Origin of the sequence: Staphylococcus sp. FSL W8-1207, from assembly GCF_038003745.1 — a bacterium.
In the GTDB taxonomy this organism is placed as follows: domain Bacteria; phylum Bacillota; class Bacilli; order Staphylococcales; family Staphylococcaceae; genus Staphylococcus; species Staphylococcus equorum.
In genome coordinates this window covers 258440-279203 of the sequence record NZ_JBBOPU010000001.1, presented here as the reverse complement: position 1 = coordinate 279203, position 20764 = coordinate 258440, and the positions used below count along the sequence as shown (strand labels likewise).

At 32.0% G+C, this 20764-nt stretch carries 18 protein-coding genes and 1 pseudogene; 8 read left to right on the top strand and 11 right to left on the bottom strand.

The genetic code is table 11. The features are described 5' to 3' along the window. Positions 1 to 22: 22 nt before the first annotated feature. A pseudogene (locus NSR03_RS14435) lies at positions 23 to 866 on the top strand (CPBP family glutamic-type intramembrane protease); the annotation flags it as partial. 903 nt (positions 867 to 1769) lie between these two features. Here the strand turns inward: NSR03_RS14435 and NSR03_RS01260 are convergent. Continuing rightward, positions 1770 to 2459 carry a ribose 5-phosphate isomerase A gene (locus tag NSR03_RS01260; protein ID WP_002506869.1) on the bottom strand — a complete coding sequence of 230 codons (690 nt, stop codon included), beginning with the start codon at positions 2457 to 2459 and terminating at the stop codon, positions 1770 to 1772. Between the two features lie 163 nt (positions 2460 to 2622). Here NSR03_RS01260 and NSR03_RS01255 point away from each other — a divergent pair, with 163 nt between their 5' ends. Beyond that, positions 2623 to 3291: an MOSC domain-containing protein gene (locus NSR03_RS01255; RefSeq protein ID WP_021338465.1), complete on the top strand. Its 669-nt coding sequence runs from the start codon at positions 2623 to 2625 to the stop codon at positions 3289 to 3291. Positions 3292 to 3514: 223 nt separating this feature from the next. Here NSR03_RS01255 and NSR03_RS01250 read toward each other — a convergent pair whose 3' ends face one another. The 4 genes from NSR03_RS01250 to NSR03_RS01235 all read right to left on the bottom strand — a co-directional run bounded on the left by NSR03_RS01250 (position 3515) and on the right by NSR03_RS01235 (position 8220). Continuing rightward, positions 3515 to 4531 (bottom strand): aldose epimerase family protein, encoded by a 1017-nt coding sequence (locus NSR03_RS01250; RefSeq protein WP_069813257.1) that lies wholly within the window; start codon positions 4529 to 4531, stop codon positions 3515 to 3517. A gap of 679 nt (positions 4532 to 5210) precedes the next feature. Then, positions 5211 to 6449 (bottom strand): ABC transporter permease, encoded by a 1239-nt coding sequence (locus NSR03_RS01245; RefSeq protein WP_002506866.1) that lies wholly within the window; start codon positions 6447 to 6449, stop codon positions 5211 to 5213. Then, on the bottom strand, positions 6442 to 7341 hold the full coding sequence (locus tag NSR03_RS01240) for an ABC transporter ATP-binding protein (protein ID WP_002506865.1): 900 nt from the start codon (positions 7339 to 7341) through the stop codon (positions 6442 to 6444). Before NSR03_RS01240 ends, NSR03_RS01245 begins: the two co-directional genes overlap by 8 nt. Positions 7342 to 7581: 240 nt before the next feature. Next, positions 7582 to 8220, bottom strand: coding sequence for a DUF805 domain-containing protein (locus NSR03_RS01235; RefSeq protein WP_069813259.1), 639 nt, complete (start codon positions 8218 to 8220; stop codon positions 7582 to 7584). Between the two features lie 204 nt (positions 8221 to 8424). Here NSR03_RS01235 and NSR03_RS01230 point away from each other — a divergent pair, with 204 nt between their 5' ends. After that, positions 8425 to 9033: a DNA-3-methyladenine glycosylase gene (locus NSR03_RS01230; RefSeq protein WP_069813261.1), complete on the top strand. Its 609-nt coding sequence runs from the start codon at positions 8425 to 8427 to the stop codon at positions 9031 to 9033. A gap of 301 nt (positions 9034 to 9334) precedes the next feature. Here NSR03_RS01230 and NSR03_RS01225 read toward each other — a convergent pair whose 3' ends face one another. Next, positions 9335 to 10666 carry a Na+/H+ antiporter NhaC family protein gene (locus NSR03_RS01225; RefSeq protein WP_002506862.1) on the bottom strand — a complete coding sequence of 444 codons (1332 nt, stop codon included), beginning with the start codon at positions 10664 to 10666 and terminating at the stop codon, positions 9335 to 9337. A gap of 383 nt (positions 10667 to 11049) precedes the next feature. Between NSR03_RS01225 and gltS the strand changes: the two genes are divergently transcribed. Beyond that, positions 11050 to 12258, top strand: a complete 1209-nt coding sequence (gene gltS, locus NSR03_RS01220; protein ID WP_064783487.1) for a sodium/glutamate symporter — start codon at positions 11050 to 11052, stop codon at positions 12256 to 12258. Between the two features lie 97 nt (positions 12259 to 12355). Here the strand turns inward: gltS and fni are convergent, their stop codons facing one another. Both fni and corA read right to left on the bottom strand, forming a co-directional pair. Next, positions 12356 to 13399, bottom strand: a complete 1044-nt coding sequence (gene fni / locus NSR03_RS01215; protein WP_002506860.1) for a type 2 isopentenyl-diphosphate Delta-isomerase — start codon at positions 13397 to 13399, stop codon at positions 12356 to 12358. A gap of 74 nt (positions 13400 to 13473) precedes the next feature. Further along, positions 13474 to 14421 (bottom strand): magnesium/cobalt transporter CorA, encoded by a 948-nt coding sequence (corA, locus tag NSR03_RS01210; RefSeq protein WP_021338472.1) that lies wholly within the window; start codon positions 14419 to 14421, stop codon positions 13474 to 13476. A gap of 151 nt (positions 14422 to 14572) precedes the next feature. Between corA and NSR03_RS01205 the strand changes: the two genes are divergently transcribed. Next, a complete protein-coding gene (locus tag NSR03_RS01205) occupies positions 14573 to 15040 on the top strand; it encodes a thioesterase family protein (protein ID WP_069820738.1) in 468 nt (155 codons plus the stop codon). A 14-nt stretch (positions 15041 to 15054) separates the two neighbouring features. Next, the gene (locus tag NSR03_RS01200; RefSeq protein WP_021338474.1) at positions 15055 to 15456 is read left to right on the top strand and encodes a hypothetical protein; all 402 of its coding nucleotides are present in this window, start codon (positions 15055 to 15057) and stop codon (positions 15454 to 15456) included. 113 nt (positions 15457 to 15569) lie between these two features. Here the strand turns inward: NSR03_RS01200 and NSR03_RS01195 are convergent, their stop codons facing one another. Continuing rightward, positions 15570 to 16469: an alpha/beta hydrolase fold domain-containing protein gene (locus NSR03_RS01195; protein ID WP_069802319.1), complete on the bottom strand. Its 900-nt coding sequence runs from the start codon at positions 16467 to 16469 to the stop codon at positions 15570 to 15572. A 276-nt stretch (positions 16470 to 16745) separates the two neighbouring features. Here NSR03_RS01195 and NSR03_RS01190 point away from each other — a divergent pair, with 276 nt between their 5' ends. Next, positions 16746 to 17387: a hypothetical protein gene (locus NSR03_RS01190; protein ID WP_002506855.1), complete on the top strand. Its 642-nt coding sequence runs from the start codon at positions 16746 to 16748 to the stop codon at positions 17385 to 17387. Positions 17388 to 17524: 137 nt separating this feature from the next. Here NSR03_RS01190 and NSR03_RS01185 read toward each other — a convergent pair whose 3' ends face one another. Both NSR03_RS01185 and NSR03_RS01180 read right to left on the bottom strand, forming a co-directional pair. Beyond that, positions 17525 to 19423: a DHA2 family efflux MFS transporter permease subunit gene (locus tag NSR03_RS01185; RefSeq protein WP_064783484.1), complete on the bottom strand. Its 1899-nt coding sequence runs from the start codon at positions 19421 to 19423 to the stop codon at positions 17525 to 17527. Between the two features lie 12 nt (positions 19424 to 19435). Further along, complete coding sequence (locus tag NSR03_RS01180; RefSeq protein ID WP_069813265.1) at positions 19436 to 20083, bottom strand: HlyD family secretion protein; 648 nt, start codon at positions 20081 to 20083, stop codon at positions 19436 to 19438. A gap of 127 nt (positions 20084 to 20210) precedes the next feature. On the opposite strand from NSR03_RS01180, the gene NSR03_RS01175 reads away from it, so the two are divergent. Then, the gene (locus NSR03_RS01175; protein ID WP_002506852.1) at positions 20211 to 20759 is read left to right on the top strand and encodes a TetR/AcrR family transcriptional regulator; all 549 of its coding nucleotides are present in this window, start codon (positions 20211 to 20213) and stop codon (positions 20757 to 20759) included. The last annotated feature ends 5 nt before the right edge of the window (positions 20760 to 20764 follow it).

The following is a 20764-nucleotide window of genomic DNA, read 5'->3' as shown; positions in this document are numbered from 1 at the left end:
GAACCCTATTGGAGGTTACATAATGAATACAAAACGTATACCAGGTTTTCAATGGGCAATGATGATATTTATTTTCTTCATTATTGCTTATGCAGCACCTATTATACTTAAAGATTTTCAAGGTACAATTTCACTTAAAACTTTTGTCTTTGACATAAGTAGCTTAGCACCATTTATTGCTGCTATTATATGTTTACTCGTCTTTAAGCACAGAGGTACGCAACTCGGTAGTTTAAAGTTTTCAATTAGTTTAAAAGTTATAGAACGTATCATTTTAGCACTCGTTATACCATTAATTATTTTTATTATTGCTATGATTTGCTTCAATGTTTATGCAGATAGTTTTGTACTTCTACAAACAGAAGATTTATCTGTTTCAATTATATCAATTATCATTGGTCAAATTATCATGGCTTTCTTAGTAGAGTTTGGTTTCCGTTCTTATTTACAACATATTGTTGAAACTAAGATGAATACATTTATCGCATCTATTATTGTAGGGATTATGTATTCAATATGGAATGTTAATATTTCATTTAGCTTTGATTATGCGATATATAGTTTCCTTTATTCTTTCGCTTTTTCAATGATTATTGGTGAACTTATCCGTGCTACAAAAGGACGTACAATATACATTGCGACAATATTCCATGCGACAATGTCATTTGGACTCGTTTTCTTATTTAACGAAGAATTAGGCGATGTGTTCCCAATGAAAGTAATTGCTTTAAGTACAGTTGCTGTTGCCGCTGTTTACATTCTATTAAGTATTATCGTTCGAGCGATTCTTTATTTCTTCACAAAACGTAATTTGGATGAAGTGGATGATAACAACTATCTTGACCATGTTAACGAAACATCTGAAAACGATGCTCAAATCGATGATGTTGATGTTGACGAAGATAGTGTTCAAGATGAAAACAAGACAAACACTTCGACTTCAGACAGCTCAAAATCAACGACTGCTGCAAGTGGTGTTGCTGTGGCCAACCGAACGACACATGACTCAGATCAACAGCCGCACACTGATGACACAACAAAGACGACAGCTTCAACAGTCGATGATAAAGATACAACATCTCCTGTTAATGAAGCAACTAAACAAAACAACACAGATTTAACTACTGATGTTAATCAAAAAAAGACAAACACTGAAAACAACACGATGTATCATAATAGTGATGAAATAAATGAACAAGATGACAACACAAAATCTAATGATAATGACAATAACGACTCAAACAATTTAACTAATAGTTCAGTTGAAGCATCTACTGAAAAAGTAAAGCATGATTCAAATGACAACGATAATGAGTCATTAAAAACAAGTGCGCGTTATTCAACTACTCGTAAATCTTCAGCAGTAAGTAATGCGAAAGCATCCATTACTGAGGATAATCATGTTGAAGACACATCATCAACTGAAGCAAACACTACACACGCAACACATAATGATGCAACAGTAGATAATGATTCAAATGATAAACACACGCGTTCTCCTTTTAATCTTAAAAGTAAACGTGGTCACCGTCGTTAATTACATCAATGCGTTACATTATTAAATCTCGAGGAAGTATTGTATATATAATATTTCCTCATAGAGTGTCGACAAAGTCTCTCGCTTTGTCGGCATTTTTTGTATACATTTTCTGCGAAACCCGTAGTCTTCAACTAGTACTTTATTAACGAGTCAGGCGTCGCCTAAATCACTACCATCTTTATATAAAAAAAGTGATAAATAATCCTTTGGGACCTTTATCACTTTTTTATTATTTATCAAGAACTTTCACACCGTCTGGTGAACCAACAATAATTTGGTCAGCAACATCTAAGAAATAACCAGTTTCTAATACGCCCACAAGATGGATTAAATACTCATGCATTTCGTAAGCGTCTATATTTTCGTATAATTCTAAGTCCAATATATAGTTACCATTATCTGTAATAAAAGGCACATCATCAACAACGCGGCGTATTGCTTTAATATTACCCTTACCATATGACTCAATCTTTTTAGATACGAGTAGCCAATTAAATTTATCTACTTCTACAGGAAGCTTAAACGTTTGGCCTAAATAATCTACGCATTTACTATCATCTATTAAAACAATAAATCTGTCTGCCATAGCATCAATTACTTTCTCTCTAAATAGTGCTCCACCGCCACCTTTTATAAGGTTTAATTGGTTGTCTACTTCATCAGCGCCATCAATTGCGATATCAATTTTATCTACATCGTTTACATCGACTACACGCATACCTAATTCTTTAGCGATATAAGCCGTTTTGTTTGAAGTACAGACTCCAGTTATATCAATATGTGCTTGTTCTAATTTCTCTGCGATTTTTGGCACGAGTAGTTCAATTGTTGAACCTGAACCAATACCCACAATCATACCATCTTTAATTTGGTCTAATGCATCATCAAATGTACTTAACTTCAACTGTTTTTTATTCATAATGCTTCCCCTTTACACACAGTACTTTTACCTTTATTGTACATGAGATTTATAAAAATACATAGCTAAAAAACGTAAATATAAAACGCTAATATATGTTCACTTGCATATTCCTAAATTTGTTTTAAAATGATAATCACTAAACTGCAGGAGGTACTGAATTATGATTTATACGCTAGATGCAATTTCTACAGGTAAAATTCAAGATTTATCATACAGTACGAAAAGACCAATGCGCTCAGCCTTAAACAAAAAGAGAATCACAAATCAAATGTGGTTATCGAAGACTGGGTTCATTGAAGATGAGCAAGAATATAAAGGGCATGGTGGACCAGATAAAGCGCTATGCCTTTATAGTAAGAAGAACTATGAATTATGGAAAAATGATGTTTCTACATTACCTGACTATGCTATGTTTGGTGAGAATCTAACTGCTGTCGATTTAGATGAAAATGACATTTATTTGGGTGATCAGTTCCAATTAGATGAAGCAATTGTAGAAGTATCTGAAATAAGAGAACCATGCTGGAAAATTCAAGAAAAGTATAATATTCCAGATCTAGTTAAGCGCATGTCACGTTCTTGCAAGACTGGGTTTTATCTTAGAGTTATCAAAGAAGGGTTTGTAAATGACGCTGCAAATTTAGAATTAATACATTCTTCAAACACGCATATGCCTCTTACAGTGTTCGAACTTAATGACATCTATTATAACGATAATAAAAATATAAGACGTTTAACAGATGCTTTAAAGAACCCCTATCTAACTGACGAGAGACATTTAAAGTTGCAAAAATTTTTAAAACGAGCACAAAACATCGCAGAGAAATAACTATATAAATGGGAACTGGAGAGAAAAATAATTTTTTCTCATAAGGTTTCGGTCTATGATTCGCTCTCGGCAAAGATGTCTAGAAAATAGACTACAAGAATTGCAAGTCTTTAAAAATTTAATATAAGCCCATTTCCAATTCAGTTAACTACTGCCAATATAAAAATAAGGCTGAGACATAAAGTAATGTCCTAGCCTTATTTGCATAATATCAATTTAGTTTCTATAACTCTTTTTCAAAAATTTTATATGACGTTTTTGAATAGTATGGTTGATTAGCTTCCAATATAGATGGTGCTTTTTCTCCCATTAAGTTAATGTCATTTGGTATACATTGCGTCTCAAGTGTAAAACCAGAATGTGCCTTGTAAATATTAAAGTCACTTTGCCAACTTGTAGTATCATTAAATGTGAAAATTACAACATTTGGCATGTCAGTATTCACTGTTAATAAAAAGCGTTTATTTTCAACGGTCATTTCATTGCCACCTATATCAAATGGATGATCGATGCCGCCAAAACGTTCCATTTGTACTTTCACAACTGGATGTTCACTCGTAAAAATGTCTTTAAATTGTATGTTTTTTTCGTTAAATGTGTCCACTAAATCAATTGGTTTCATGCTTTCAACAATATTATCGTCGCCTAATAAATACATATCTAATTTTGAACTTGAAATACTATGGTTATCAATTACATTATTATCTCTATTCAAATTAAAATAAACATGATTCATCGGATTAAATAACGTTTTCTCTGTAGCGGTTGCTTTGTATTCAATTGTCCATTTATGGTCAACATCATAAGTATGAATTACTTCTAGGTCAATATCACCGGGAAAATGGTCGTCTGAACTTTTTATAGTTGTTGTAAAAATAACTTTTACTTGGCCCACTTGCTCTTCAATTTCATAATCAAAAAAGCGTGTACCAATACCTTCTGGGCCACCATGTATGTTATGTTCACCGTTATTTGCGTCAAGCTGATACGTTTTTCCATCTAATTCGAAAGTAGCATTTGCGATTCTACCACCATAACGGCCAATTGTTGCCCCGAAATGAAATGGGTTTTCCTCATAGAATTCATCTGCTTCTACAACATTTCCAAGTACAATGTTATTATCATCGTATTTCCATGAGACAATACGTGCGCCATAATTTGTAAAAACAATTTTCGTTTCTTCATTATCAATTTTAATTAAATCAATACCATTACTTTGGCTTTCTACTTTTGCAAACATCATCAATTACTCCCTTTCAAACCCAATACTTTTTCAAAAGTTAATATTAAGTTTTATCATGAATAAAAACATCACTTACAAACGTGGCCTGTAAATCACAACTCAGAGGGGGATCTTCATTGTGTTTAGGCAATGTAAACTTTCTCACTACAAGTCCAATTAATTTGAATTATTATTTTGAAAATAATAATTCAATTGTAGTAAACAAACCCTATCACACATAATACGATTAAATGTAACAACATCAATGTGATTAACTATGCTTCCCTCTAGCATAAATTAACTTGCAAAGTCACTATGATGCAATAACACAAATCTTGTGTAATATTTAATACTCCCTATTTCTTCTATTACTCTCTTATATTGTAACAATTTAGTCAAATGTTTATCTATACTAATCGTCAATTTTAACAAACAATCATAAAAATTGTTATACTTTTTCTATTATTATACAAATAATAGCCAAATTTTCATTGTATAATATTATAACTTTGTTGAATTCCTCTTTATTCTACTACTTAATTTATATAAATACATAGTAATTTTATATAAACAACTTTCTATTTACTCTAAAAAGATACGTTTTTTATACACAATAAACGTATCAATATTAAAAAATAAACTACCTCCACATATTACATGGTGATGGTAGTTTATTTTAATAGCGCACTTTAAATTATTATTTTTTGTTAAATATACGTTTTACCGAGCTCATAAAGCCTTTATCAAAACTCAAAATCGTATCTTTATAACTACGCACTGCAACCCATAATAGTATAAAAATAGTGATAATAGATATAACCATACTTAATACGATTTCCCAAATAGCAACATCAGGCGTGGATGCACGAACAAACATTACAAATGGTGAAAGTAATGGTATAAAGCTCGTGATTTTCACTAATAACGTATCTGTGTTCATGATACTGAAAAAGGAAATATAGAAAGCAATCATACTAATTAATGTCATTGGCATTAATGATTGATTAATATCTTCTATACGCGCAGTAATAGATCCCAAAATCGATGCTAAAATAATATATGAAAGTATACCAATAATCATTGATATGATACCTACGACGATTAATTGCACGGTTAATTCGTTTGGTTCAATATCAAACCCTTTTAACATATCTCCAATATCAAACACTAAGAAACATATAATGCCAGCCACAATAAATATACTGATTTGGGTTAATGCTACTGAAACCACACCTGCCATCTTCGCAAGTATATGCGTCACTGGTGACACACTCGTAATAATCATTTCAATAACTCGTGATGTTTTCTCAGTTGCGATTTCCATTGCAACTTGGCTCGCATAATTGAAAACGATAAAGAATATGAGCATCACGCCTGCATATACAATCATTGTATTAAAGCCTTTTTGAGCTTCATTTAAATTTGAATTGTTGGCATTATCTGCAAGCACTTCTGAAGTCACTTCACTTTGAGATTGCAATTGCTTTAATTCATCTTGTGATAAGTTTAAATTCGCTGCAACAAATTGTGTTTGTACAGTTGATAATGTTGCTTTTAATTTTTGCTTATCTTGTTCTGAAACAGTATCTTTACTCAATATTTTACCTGAAAGTTTTTGATCTTCACTCAGTTTAATAACGTATGCTTTATCTAATTTTTCGTTTTTAACCTGTGACTTTGCTTGTTTTTCTGATAATTGCTTAAAGTCTGCCCCTTCATCAAGCTGATCACCTTGTGATTTAATGACTTTATAAATTTCATCATTCGATGAGACAACCCCTACTTTATCAGGGCCATCGTCAAATAAATCAATAATTTTATTAATATTCGCCGCTCCAACCATTAACAGAATCACAATAGCTGTGAATATAACAAATGACTTTGTTTTAACTTTATTTTTATAAGTTAAGGAAAAAGTTGCAAAGAATTTATCCATTGACGTCACCTACTTTTGCTATAAAGATCTCATTTAGTGATGGTTCTACAACTTGGAATCTTTTGACGAAACCATACTGTATTACAACTTCATAAATTTTCTCAGCAACCGCTTCTGTCTCAATCATTGCTTTAATTTCTCTTTTACTTCTATCTACATTTAATACACCATCAATGCTATCTATCTCTGACATTTCATGTTCTGTTTCTATGACGACGCTTTTCTTACCATGATTCGCTTTCACTTCATCAATTGGCCCTGAAACAACAAGCTCTCCACGATTTAGAATACAGACATTATCACATAACTCTTCTACATGTTCCATTCTATGAGAGCTATATATAATAGTAGTACCAGCATTATTTAAATCTTTAACCGCTGATTTTAATAACTCTACATTTACTGGATCTAAGCCGCTGAATGGTTCATCCAAAATGAGTAATTCTGGTTTATGTAACATACTTGCTAAAAGTTGAATTTTTTGTTGATTCCCTTTGGATAGTGCTTCAATTTTCTTTTCTCTATTTTCATTAATACCAAACCTATCTAACCAATAGTCTATAGCTTCTGTAATTTCTTTGGACTTCATTCCTTTTAAAGTAGCTAAATAACGCAATTCATCTTCTACTTTCATTTTAGGATGTAATCCTCTCTCTTCTGGTAAATAGCCAATGTGGTTGTATGAAGTCTTGTCTATGGGTTTGTCATTATATGCAATTTTACCTTCAGTGATTGGCGTTAGACCTAAAATCATTCTGAAGGTTGTCGTTTTTCCTGCACCATTTCTGCCTAGAAAACCTAACATTTTACCTTGTTCTAAAGATAATGAAATATCATTAACAGCTGTAAAATCTTTATACTTCTTGGTTACATGTTCAATGTTTAGTGACATTGTGTCCCGACTCCTTTCTTTTTAAAAATTATATACTTTGATAATACCATTAGATTAAGCAAAGTTACATTTTAAATTTAACTTTGCTAGACATGATTCTATTTTTTTAATGGTCTTAGCTCATTGCCGTAACTATAATCGATTAAAAATATAGCTTTGTTACTTCTTATGCAAATGATATAACGCAATAAAAAATAACGCTGTTTCCACTTAAACTAAGTTGGTAACAGCGTTTTAATTTCAATATTTTAATTCATCTTGTTTTTGAGTTTGTCCAAGTTGCCCATTTTCTTTTGTATTAAAAGTATCTTCATACCCATGAGCACTCGAACGAATGTGATTACCGTATTTATGGCTCGTCCCATATTTATTTGTTCTTCTTTCACTATCCAAACAACAAATAACTAAACAATATATTCCTAAAACCATATAAATGATATATATCAACAATAGCGTAATGATACTAGAAATATTAGCATATTCAGGATCCATTGCATTTGTTGATGTAATAATAATATTAGTAACAATTAATACAGCAAAATAAATCACTGGAAACACCATTTTTCTACCAGTATCATGAAATCTTCTCACCAATAATGCCCAGCCAGGAATCAGTGTAGCTAATCCATATATAACAATATATATACAGGATATGACTATTAAAATGCCCCCAATCATAGTAACTTCACCGGAATAAGATGAAACACCTGAAACAAGCATGATTAAACCTATAATAAGTATTATTAGCGCTGGTATCATAAAAATCAAATGCCATAACGTCATGTACCAATATTCGCTACGACGTGAGCGCCCTTTAAAATTAACATAGTTTGTCCAAAATAATTTGAGCGCTTGAAGAAAACCAATTTTCCGCTCCATATTACTCCCCCTTCATATACATTTGTTAAAGATAATTTTTAAATTACATTAAACTTTGGTACATTATATGTAAATTCTTTAAATATCTCATTTAGTTTAGTGTAACAAACTATTTTGTAAGTAGTAATACAATTTTACTGATTCTAAAAAAAAACATTTAAAAATATTTATTTTTTTAAAAACTAGAAACCGGAGGAACAACTCATGGACTTTTTACATCGAGATACAATAGCTATTGCTAAAGATTTATTAGGTGTCAAAGTGGTTTTCCTGGATGAACTCGAAACATTCACTGGATACATTGTAGAAACTGAGGCCTATGTTGGCAAAGAAGACCGCGCTGCTCATGGTTTTAATGGAAAAAGAACGCCCAAAGTAGAATCTTTGTATAAACGTGGTGGAACGATATATGCGCACGTTATGCACAATCACCTTTTAATAAATTTTGTCACAAAAGATGAAGGCATTCCTGAAGGTGTATTAATTAGAGCTGTAGAACCTGAAGAAGGTATTGAAACCATGAAATTAAATAGAGGAAAAAGCGGGTTTGAATTAACTAATGGCCCTGGAAAGTGGACAAAAGCATTTAATATCCCTCGACATTTAGATGGTTCTCGCTTAAATGAAGGACGCCTATCAATCGACACTAAAAACCGTAAGTACCCATGCGCTATTGAAGAAAGCGGACGTATTGGGATTCCAAATAAAGGTGATTGGACATTTAAACCACTACGTTTTACTGTAAAAGGTAATCCGTATGTCTCTAAGATGCGTAAATCAGATATGACAGATACAGATTATACGTGGCTCTAATACAATATAATAATATAGAAAAAGGAGCTTCCTAAGATGGACGCTCCGCTACGTTCGTTTCTATTTCTTTTATCGATTGCTTTATTCAACATTACAGACCTCACCACTGTTTAATTTAAACATATTATTTTTGTTTGAAAAATGACAGTAATTTGGACCGACTCCTGCGGGAAAAGCACTAGCCGAAGACTACAGGCTGAGGCTGTGCCCGCGGAAAGCATGCACAAAAAAGTGTCGACACTTTGAGAGCTTCCAAAAATGGAAGCTCTTTTTTCTATATCAAGCATAAGTTTTTCATCAACTATTTATTTTTTAACTTTTTATTTCCATCTAATAAACCAAATTGAATTGTTATAATTGTACAAATAACCAATATAACTGGATAGAATGAATATTTTAATACTTCTAAATAGGAGACATCACCATATTGTTCTACCATTAACATCCCACTATCATGGGGTAGAACCATTAAGGCACTACAAGCAAATATATCTAGTAAGCTGGCCATCCGTTTAGGTGGCACTTTATATTCATCACCAATCTCTTTTGCAATTGGTGCAGAAATAATAATCGCTAACGTATTATGTGAAAGTGCAGCAGATAGTACACCTGACATCATACTGATGACATATTCAGCACTTTTACGTCCTGTAGCCTTTCTCTTCATAGCTTGAATGATCCAATCCACACCACCATAGTATCGAATCAATGCTACAAGGCCAGATACTAAGAATGCTACAAGGAAAATGTTGAACATACTTTCCATACCGTCGCCCATTGCTTTAGTAAATTGGAAGATACCCATTTGACCTTGAACCAAACCTAGTAGTCCAGCCATCCCAATACCAAGAATAAGCACAAGAATCACATCTAAACCTGCAATAGCCGCTATTAATACAAATATATAAGGCAAAATATTAATGAAGTTGAAACTTAAATCACCTTCTACATTACCAGTGCCACCAACAATGGCGTATATAATTGCAGTGATAAGTGCGGCAGGCAAAGCAATGAGTACATTCATTTTAAATTTATCTTTCATCTTAGCGCCTACACCATTCGTTGCGGCAATCGTTGTATCAGAAATGATGGATAAATTATCACCAAAGTAAGCACCTGCAATAACCGCTGCACCCGCTGCTGCAACACTTAAATCCGCTGCTTGTGCTACAGCTACACCAACAGGTATAAATGCTGCTTGCGCTCCTGTTGAAGTCCCTAAAGTTAAGGCAGCAAACCCACTCATTATAAATATTCCTGGGATAAGTAAACTTGGTGGAATGACGGAAAGTCCCATGTTCACCATAGCTTCTTTACCACCCATTTCAGACGTAACCGTTGAAAAAGCACCCGCAAGTAACAAGATTAATCCAAGATTTACAATGCCTGAGTTCCCTGCATGTTCAGTAAAAATTTGAACTTTTTTCGTGAATTTCGTTTTTCTATCATAACAAGTCCATGCTATGACAATACCTATAAAAATAGCGACATGTCGCGGCAATTGATCAAAAGCATCCTCTTTGCCCATAATCGTAAATGTAATCCCCACGCCGATATATAAAACTAAAAATATTAATAACGGCAATAATGCTAACGCACCATATTGTTTTTCACTTCTTAATGATTCACCCATATATTTACTCCTTATAACCTAGTATTTACATATGATATATAGTATATCAAAACTGATAGAATGTCATCGGATAAAACTTCATTTCTTTTATATAATGGTCATTTAGTCTTTTTTAGCTATTTGATTATACTTGATTATTTTAATTTTACTTCCTTTAATTAACTTTAATACTATATAAATTAAGTTCTATTATAAAATTTGGTGTTAAATTACACAAAAAAACTATATATTTCTTAGCATTTAATTTTTTTGTAGCATTATCATATTCGAGAATGTATAATAAATATCATGGACTTTTGTAAGCACTTTCTTGCTTTAGTACAAAAATTATTTACATATCACAACTTAGGAGAGATTTATTTGTAAAATGAGGGGGAATGAAAATGCTAGAGCTAGACGCTATTACTACTTTAGCACTCGCATGTGTTTTATATCTTTTAGGGGTATATATAGTGAATCATATTGGCATCTTAAAGCGATTATGTATTCCTGCACCAGTAATTGGTGGTTTGTTATTCTCAGTACTTGTTGCTATCTTACAATCAACGAACATTATAACAATAAAATTAGATTCTGAATTCTTTCAGAACTTCTTTATGCTTGCTTTCTTTACAACAATTGGACTAGGAGCATCATTAAAACTACTACGCTTAGGCGGAAAAGTGTTAATATTATATTTTATCTTTTGTGGGGTTCTTGCCGTATTCCAAAACATTATTGGAGTATCCTTAGCAAAAGTTTTAAATATTCCACCATTACTTGGACTAACAGCTGGTTCAATGTCAATGGAAGGTGGACACGGGAATGCTGCAGCATATGGTCAAACCGTGCAAAACATGGGTATTGATTCAGCATTAACAGCCGCTCTAGCAGCCGCAACATTAGGTCTTGTTGCTGGTGGATTAATTGGTGGTCCTGTAGTTAAATTTTTAATAAATAAATATAAGTTAAAACCAGAACACGCAGAAGAAACAACAAAAGATTACAGTAATGTAAAATCTAACGCATATTTAAGAAATCGCATGACACCGACAACAATTTTCCTATTACAATTTTCAATTGTAGCCATCTGTATGGCCATTGGTTCTTATTTAGGTAATACATTCTCAGACATAACAAACATTAATGTTCCTGTTTATGTGGGTGCTATGTTTGTCGCAGTTATTATACGTAATATATCAGAATATAATAATTTAAATCTTATTGATATGAAGATTGTCGATAGTATCAGTGATGTTTCTCTTAGCCTATTCTTATCTATTGCCTTAATGAGTATTCAACTTACTGAAATTTATCAATTAGCGATTCCATTAATCGTTATTGTATTAGTACAAGTCGCATTTATCGTATTATTCTCAGTCTTCGTCGTCTTCAGAGGACTAGGTAAAAACTATGATGCCGCAGTTATGATTGGTGGTTTCATCGGACATGGTTTAGGTGCTACACCTAACGCAATGGCTAACTTAGATGTTATTACTAAAAAATACGGTGCTTCACCTAAAGCTTATCTTGTCGTTCCGATAGTCGGAGCATTCTTAATAGATTTACTTGGTGTACCAATCGTTACAACATTCATTAACATCTTTGGTTAAAGTAAAAATGACATTTGAATCAAACTGAAATATAAACATTTTCAGTTAAATAAAAAGATGGTTGAGACAAGTATTTATGTCTCAGCCATCTTTTTTGTTATCTAATATCTAACCCTCTTTGTTCTATCCATGATTCTAGCTTAGGGCTAAAGATCATTTGTGATTGTTTTAAATCTTTAATTGTTGGTGTATCAAGCATTGTCATAATTTTCTTCATGTGATCTGTGAATTGTTCAGCATAATTAATTGCCTCTGTAATACCATGGTGCTCGACTTGGTTTAAAAATGGTCGTGACATACCAACAGCACTAGCGCCTAATGCAAGACATTTCACTGCATCTAATGGCGTTCTCACACCACCACTTGCTAATATATCCATATCTTGTTGGTGTGCAGTACTTTCTAATAGTGATTCAACAGTCGTTTGCCCCCATAAACCAAGATAATCCATATCTTTATATGTACGTCTTTCATTTTCAATATCTACAAAGTTTGTACCGCCACGTCCACTTACATCAACGTATCGGATCCCAATCTCATGCAATTGTTTAATTGTTTCTTTGCTCATACCAAAACCAACTTCTTTAACAATCACTGGTACATCCACATGCGCTACAATTTGCGCAAGATTTTCCATCCATGTAGAGAAAGTTCTATTCCCTTCTGGCATGACAAGTTCTTGAGGTGCATTTACATGAACTTGTAGCGCTTGTGCATCAAGTAATTTCACTGATTCAACTGCTTTATCTACAGGTACATCTGCACCAACATTACTGAATATAATACCATCAGGATTTGTTTCTCTTACTATACTAAATGATGAAATCATTTTACTATTACGTAAAGCAGCATGTGTAGATCCTACAGCCATTGCCATTCCAGTTTCACGTGCAATGATCGCCAGTTTCTCATTGATCTCTTTCGTCCATTCACTGCCACCTGTCATTGCATTAATATATAATGGTTGCTTAAGTGTAAAGTCCTTTAATTCACTTTGTATATTAACATCATCCACATCGATATTCGGAATTGAATGATGGACAAACCTTATTTCATCAAAATCTGAAATTGTAGCATCTTGTTGTGCCATTGCAATTTCTACGTGCTCATTCTTTCTTTGTTCTCTTTTATTATCACTCATCTTATGCCCTACTTTCAATCCTTATTATGTTCACTCTATTATTTAAAACATTACCTATACTTTCAAATATAATATTAAAACCATTTCTCTTTTTTAAAATAAAAAATACTACCTATACTAATTGCTAACATGATTGCAAGTACAATGTAATAACCGTAATGCCATTGAAGTTCTGGCATATTTGAAAAATTCATTCCATATATACCTGTAATTAATGTTAAAGGAAGGAATACAACAGATACTAAAGTAAGTATTTGCATAATGCTATTCATCTTATAGTATGAATATGACGAATAATTATCCCTTATTTCTTCAGTCATTTCTTGTGATAAGTTTATTATATTTTCTTGTTTAATCATGTGATCGTCTATATGTTGAATATACATATGATTCTTGTCATCTACAAGTAATTGACTGCTTTCTTTCATATTATCTACTAATTCTCTCATCGGATATATAATACGCTTTAATTTTATGATTTTCGAACGTATTTTAAATACATCATCCATTATTTCTTTAGTTGAGCTACCATGTGTTTCTCTATCTTCTAACTCATAGACTTTATTTTCGATATCATAAATTAATTCAAAATAAGTATCTACAACTTTGTCTAAAATATAAAGTATCACATCTGAAGCATCTAAATCCGATTCATAATGGCTTGAGATATACTGCTCTACTTCTTGTAATACCTCAAAATGTTTATGGTGATATGTAATTAACATATTGTCTTTAATGTACAGATTCAGAACCTTGTCTCCAGTATATTGCGAATCAACGCTATGAAACGCTATATACTGATACGTGTTATAAATTTTATATTTAGCCCTTGGAGTCCCATTTATTGTATCATCGATTTCAAGTTGATTAAAATTAAAGTATGATTGTAGCATCTCGTTTTCTTCGTCAGATGGATTATTAAAATCACACCAAATAAAAGTAGCTGATTCAGGAATTTCTTTAAAGTGATTAACTTGGGATAAAGATTCTTTAGAAGTCTGATATTTTATTGTCACACTCATAATTTCCCTCCTCAAATCATTTCTTTTATTTTACCATGAAATACACTGTATGTATGGTTTAGTAAGTTTTAGTTATTTTTCTTTAGTAAATACATTTACATGTTAAAATTTAACTATTACTTTTGTTTTTAACAACCAAGGAGCTGTTTACATGAAAAAGCCTTTTACAGTAGTACAAACTGTTGCCAAAGAAATGATAGATCATAACGGACACGTACATGATGCCAACTACAATATGGTTTTTAGTGATGCAATAAACCAATTTAATTATCAGCATGGTTTATCACTTCAAGAACGAAAAGCATTAAATTATACAATCTTCACCGTTGAAGAACAGACTGCTTATTTATCGGAATTAATTGAAAACGATCAATTCTACATCAGTGTATATATATATAATTACGACGTTAAAAGAGTACATTTCTTCTCAATAATGAAGAAACAAGATGGGACGACTGTAGCTACAAATGAAGCTATGATATTAGGAATTAGCAGAGCAACTAAAAAATCCGCCCCATTCCCTCAACATTTTTTAGATCAAATTGTAAGTTATTATGATAATCAAGAACGCATCGATTGGCCTAAACAATTAGGTCATCGTATCAACATTTCACAGTAAGGAGATGTATATTCATGTCACAAAATATAAGAGAAGTCGTACAATTACAGCTATATGATTTATTCGATAATACTAAATTTGAACTTAGTGAACTCAATCAAAATAAAAGTCTCGTTATTAATGGCCCTGATAGTAAACTCATCAAGCGTGGTTTAGATATAAGCTATCTCCAAGGTCAAAAGAAAGCAATCGACGCGATTGATACACTTTTAAAAACATATACAGATGATCGTATATTCATTGAACATTATAATAATTACGTACTTATTACTTCAGAAGAATTTGAAACATCTGCTTCTAACTTTGCTTCAATGATTGAACCTCAAGATGAATTCGAATTATTTTTAGCAACTCATTATAATCTAATGGGTCAAAAACTAATTATCGATACGATTAATACACTTATAAATAGTTAAACGCAATAAAACAGTTCCAATTTATGTGCAAATTGGAACTGTCTTATTTTTTTCTATTTATACTTTGAGTTTATAAGTTGGCTTTTACTTAAAGTAAATATCTTTATTGTTCATTATACGTCAATTGTATTAACAATTTGTTTAACAACTTTATGAGACTCTCTAATAGGCAATAGTTCGAACGCATGAACCATGTTTTTGTATTCATAATAATGAATTGGTTGTTGACGCTCTTCTAAAATATAAACTAATTTTTTCATATCTGGTTGATAAATCTCACGAGTACCACCAAACATAAATATCGGTGGTAAATTAGTTAAATTACCATTGATAGGTGAAACTTTAGATTCATCTAGTGATAAATCTTTTGACCAATAACGCATAATTTTTTGAATACCATATTTATTTAGAATGACATCTTTCTTTTCTAACTCTTCTGTAATTGCTTCGTTTTGTAGATGTGCATCTAGAAGCGGAGATAGTAAATAAACCTTATTTGGCAACGGTTGTTGCTTATCTTGCAATTGCTGCATAAAGCTTAATGCTAATGCACCACCTGTCCCATCGCCCATAATGATGATTTCATCACTACTCACTTCGGATAATAATTGATTATACACTTCAAAAATAGCACTGTATGTGTCATCAATATAATACTCAGGTGCTTTAGGATAAATTGGCATAACAATTTCATGTAATGTACTCAATGCGAGCTTATCCATTAATCTCCAATGAAATGCTGAGGGTTGCAATACATTGTAGCCACCATGTATATATAGTATTTTTTTCTTGCGACTATGCCTAAAACAAAATCTGAAAAGTTGCATGTTCCCTATAGTTTGCTTATCCAAATCGGATTTCACATTTAATGTTTCTGGTTGTTTATGCTTTTTTTCATTCATTTTTAACCTTGTGTCTAAAAAACGTTCAAAATCTTGCTCACCTTCAAATAAAATTGATCTATGTGGTAATAAATACTTGTTGATAAATTTTGTTGTCAGTCTTGATTTCATTCATAATCAACCCAATCTCTATATTTAATGTGCATTTTATCAGAATTTTTTAATATAATTTAGTATTTAAAATTAATGTTATGGTAAAATTAATACAATGACATAAAAACGAAGATATAATATAATGTAAGTAACATAAAACCCTTATTTTAAATGCTATTGAATATTAAATACATTCTATCGATAATTAAAATGTATCAGTTATTTAGCATTATAACAAAACAAAAGTCATAAAATAAGCAGATGCTAATATTAGTTTAGCGAAAGGAGCACCTTATGGCCGAAAAAAACAAACAGTTTGCCGATTTTGAGCACACACTAACGAGCGAGCCTATGCAAAGAGGATCTCGATACGGTAAAAAGAAACTTTCTTGGGTAAACATACTTATCCAACTTCTCGTATTAATATTAGTAGCTATTACAGGCTATAGTATGTTTAAGGAACCTATTTTCAATCTAGTGTTTGTTAAAGAAACAATTAACTTCCACCAACTTACAAACTTTCAAGAAACGATCAATAGCTTCTCTAACTTAAATATCAACGTTGAAAACATTGACAACTTACAAACAAGTGTCGATCGTTTGATATTAGTATTTTATGTATTTTTTATTGCTTGTATTTTTAGTTTAGTTTTAACTATTTTTACAATCATTTTTAATAGAACTTCATTAAAAATTGTCAATATGTTTGTTATTGCCATTATGTTAGTTATTACATTTGGTTTTTCTTACTTAATTAAAAATATTGCTAGACGTATCGCTGATTCAATAAATCAATATTATGTTTCCGTTAAGCCTATTGATATTTTGACTGAGGCTGATGCAATTCATAATGCGCTCATCCTTTTAGGTTGTAGTATTGCATTGATTATTATTAGTATGCTTTTCAGAAATCGTAAACCTCGTATACGTGCTTAATGAAAGCATAACTGTTCATTCATTAAGCTAACACAACTAAATTTTAAAATAGAAAGAACCAATCCATTAGACAATGGATTGGTTCTTTTATTTTGAGAATAGCTACTTATATCTCATTTTTAAATTTTATAGTTACTTTAATTTTCTTTTGATAAATAATGTTCTTTCCCTTTTAAGAAAAGACTTAATATAAATGCAAGTGCACTTAAACCTGTCGCAACTAAAAACGCGCTATTCACACCGTTAATGGAAGCAATTTTCTGAACAAATTCTAACAATTGTGATGTCGCTAATTGTTCGCCGCCCATTGTTTGTGCCATTTCTTGTAAACGATCTTTAATAAATGGATTCGTTTTATCCAAATCTTGTGAATAAGCAGCGATATGTTCAGTTGTTTGTGTTGACATTACAGTCACTAATAAAGCTGTACCTATAGAACCTGCAAGTTGTCTTAATGTATTTGATAAGGCATTACCATGGGAAATCAACCGTTGTGGCAAGGAATTCATGCCTGCAGTCATAATCGGCATCATGATAAAACTCATACCAAATGAACGAATCATATAAACTATCATTAAGTGAGTATACGTTGTATTCGTATTCAGTTTCGACAATTCCCAAGTTGCATAAGTCATGATTCCTGTGCCTATAAGGGCTAACGGTTTAATACCAATTGTATCTAATAATTTACCTGCAATAGGACCCATTAGTCCCATAATTAATGCACCAGGTAATAATAGTATCCCTGAATCCATAGGACTAAACCCTTTTAAGTTTTGTAAATACAAAGGCAATAGAATCATACCACCGTATAAACTCATCGTAACAATCATATTGATTATAGTTGTTAATGTGAAACCAGAATACTTTAATACTTCCATATTCAACATTGGTACACGCATTGTAAGTTCTCTAATAACAAAGGCAATAATAAAGATAACACCTAGCATTAATGAAATTAACACGATAGGTGAAGTCCATGTATTATTCCCTGCTTCACTGAAGCCATACAATAGCGCACCAAAACCAATGGTACTAAAGATAATACCTGGGACATCTGCTTTAGGGTTTGTTGTAACTTGATATACTCTAAACCATATATAACCAATAATTAATGCTACCAGTCCGATGATAAACATACCATAGAACATAACATTCCATTGGTAATTTTCAACGATATATCCAGATAATGTTGGACCAATCGCTGGTGCTAAGATCATTGCTATACCTAATGTTCCCATTGCCGCTCCACGTTTTTCTGGTGGGAAAATCGTCATAAATACATTTGTACCTAACGGCATTAATACACCAGCTCCAATGGCTTGCAATACGCGTCCTACCATCATCATTCCAAACGAACCTGATATACCACAGACTAAAGAGCCTAATGTAAATAATGCCATCGCAACTAAAAAGAGTTTACGATAAGAATATTTATTAAATAAAAACGCACTGATAGGAATTAAAATACCGTTGACCAACATAAATCCTGTCATTAACCACTGTCCGGTATTTGCAGAAATATTAAAATCAATATTGATTTCTGGTAAAGCCACATTCAATAACGTTTGATTTAAGATTGCAATAAACATACCAAAAATCATTGCCACTAAAACTTTGGCTTGTGTAGCACCTTTACCAAACATAAATGAATTATGTTTGGCTTTTAGTTGTTCATTGACTTGGGCTTCTTCTGAATTTGGATTTATAGTTTCATGATTTGAATCAGTTTGTTGTACTTCTTCGGTTTCTGTATTAAAAGTTTCATTTTCATCATCAAGCACATCAGATTCTGATGTAACGTTTTCACTTGTATGACGTGTTGTTGCAGATTGTTTCGTTGTTTCGCTAGATTTTTCATTGTTTCTTATATTAAATTTAGATTGATAATTTTCATTTGATGTGTTGTTTTCATGCTTAACATGTTCCATTTGTCGCATTGATTTCTTTTTATTTCTTTTCGTTATAAATAGATTCAATAATCCGACAAGAATGAGCGCTATGACTACGTAAATAATAATGAAGGCCATTGTCATTTCAAGCCCTCCTTAGTTTTTATGGATTTTAACTTCAGCGTTCATTCCTGGAACAACATTATTAGATGGTTTTGAATCTAGTGAGATTTTTACAGGTACTACTTGAGAAACTTTAGTATAGTTACCATCACTGTTTGTTGAAGGCATCATAGAAAAACTTGACGCTGTTGCTTTACCAACCTCTTCTACTTTACCTTTAAGTTCAGCGTCTTCACCGTCTAGTGTTATATTTACATCTTTACCTTCTTCAACATCTGCAATGTCTTTTTCATCAACATTTGCAGTAATGTATGAATCATCTAAATTATAAGCATAGGCAATTGGCGATCCAGCTTGCGCCATTGAACCTTCCATACCATCAGTTTTTACAATTGTGCCGTCTTGAGGCATTTTAATATCCATTTTTTTTGATTGGCCGTCTTCACCTTTTGTTGCAATCTCTGCAACTTTATCGCCTTTACTTAATTTCTCATTATTTTTAACGTCAAAAGATTTAATTTCGCCTGCTGCTGGAGCTGAAACTTTAATTTGCTCACCATCAACTTTGGCATTATCTGTACTGACGAACCCTGTAGCTTGATTATAAAAGTGGAAGCCAACTACTCCTATTATTACAAGAACTACAATGGTAATGACATTAATTAACACCATTTTCTTCATTACACTTTCCTCCTATTTGCTTTTAAAATTCACCTTATATATTATAGAGTCATGCTAAATAAAAAAACACCGACACTTCTACTAAATGTGTCGGGTAAGTAATTATATGTTTTTTGAAGGAGATAAAATGAGACAGAAAGCTAAAAATAAAATCATTCGAAATATGATTATCCTATTAGAAGAACATCCATTTGAACATATTACTATTAAAATGATTTGCGCTTATAGTGGGGTCAATAGAACGACATTCTATGACTATTTTGTGGATAAATATGACCTTTTATCTACAATTCAAACTTATCACTTAAAAAAGTATATAAAATTATTAGATGTTTTATACAATAGCTTTGAACACACAGAAATCAACTATGAGAAATTATATAAATTTTTTAAAATTATTTTGTGCTATATCCATCGTCATTATGGCTTCTTTCACGCAATATTCGTTACACACCCAAATCGTGACTTATTTAGCGATTATGTTAAAGAAACCAAACTCAATTATACAAAATTGTTAGATGATTATACGACCGTAACAAATAAAAAACAGTTTGTTACGTATGCTATCGGTGGGCAACTTGGTATTATCTATTACTGGGTACGTGAAGACTGTATTGAATCACCAAATGAAATGGCACAAATTTTACTTGCAAATGCCATTAAATTAGGGCGTTAATACTG

Bases quoted from the DNA above. Each gene is read 5' to 3' on its own strand.
- NSR03_RS01240 (WP_002506865.1), bottom strand. From the start codon at position 7,341: ATGTCACTAAACATTGAACATGTAACCAAGAAGTATAAAGATTTTACA.
- NSR03_RS01255 (WP_021338465.1), top strand. From the start codon at position 2,623: ATGATTTATACGCTAGATGCAATTTCTACAGGTAAAATTCAAGATTTA.
- gltS (WP_064783487.1), top strand. From the start codon at position 11,050: ATGCTAGAGCTAGACGCTATTACTACTTTAGCACTCGCATGTGTTTTA.
- NSR03_RS01190 (WP_002506855.1), top strand. From the start codon at position 16,746: ATGGCCGAAAAAAACAAACAGTTTGCCGATTTTGAGCACACACTAACG.
- corA (WP_021338472.1), bottom strand. From the start codon at position 14,421: ATGAGTGTGACAATAAAATATCAGACTTCTAAAGAATCTTTATCCCAA.
- NSR03_RS01260 (WP_002506869.1), bottom strand. From the start codon at position 2,459: ATGAATAAAAAACAGTTGAAGTTAAGTACATTTGATGATGCATTAGAC.
- NSR03_RS01195 (WP_069802319.1), bottom strand. From the start codon at position 16,469: ATGAAATCAAGACTGACAACAAAATTTATCAACAAGTATTTATTACCA.
- NSR03_RS01245 (WP_002506866.1), bottom strand. From the start codon at position 6,449: ATGGATAAATTCTTTGCAACTTTTTCCTTAACTTATAAAAATAAAGTT.
- fni (WP_002506860.1), bottom strand. From the start codon at position 13,399: ATGAGTGATAATAAAAGAGAACAAAGAAAGAATGAGCACGTAGAAATT.
- NSR03_RS01225 (WP_002506862.1), bottom strand. From the start codon at position 10,666: ATGGGTGAATCATTAAGAAGTGAAAAACAATATGGTGCGTTAGCATTA.
- NSR03_RS01200 (WP_021338474.1), top strand. From the start codon at position 15,055: ATGTCACAAAATATAAGAGAAGTCGTACAATTACAGCTATATGATTTA.
- NSR03_RS01175 (WP_002506852.1), top strand. From the start codon at position 20,211: ATGAGACAGAAAGCTAAAAATAAAATCATTCGAAATATGATTATCCTA.
- NSR03_RS01250 (WP_069813257.1), bottom strand. From the start codon at position 4,531: ATGTTTGCAAAAGTAGAAAGCCAAAGTAATGGTATTGATTTAATTAAA.
- NSR03_RS01205 (WP_069820738.1), top strand. From the start codon at position 14,573: ATGAAAAAGCCTTTTACAGTAGTACAAACTGTTGCCAAAGAAATGATA.
- NSR03_RS01230 (WP_069813261.1), top strand. From the start codon at position 8,425: ATGGACTTTTTACATCGAGATACAATAGCTATTGCTAAAGATTTATTA.
- NSR03_RS01185 (WP_064783484.1), bottom strand. From the start codon at position 19,423: ATGACAATGGCCTTCATTATTATTTACGTAGTCATAGCGCTCATTCTT.
- NSR03_RS01180 (WP_069813265.1), bottom strand. From the start codon at position 20,083: ATGAAGAAAATGGTGTTAATTAATGTCATTACCATTGTAGTTCTTGTA.
- NSR03_RS01235 (WP_069813259.1), bottom strand. From the start codon at position 8,220: ATGGAGCGGAAAATTGGTTTTCTTCAAGCGCTCAAATTATTTTGGACA.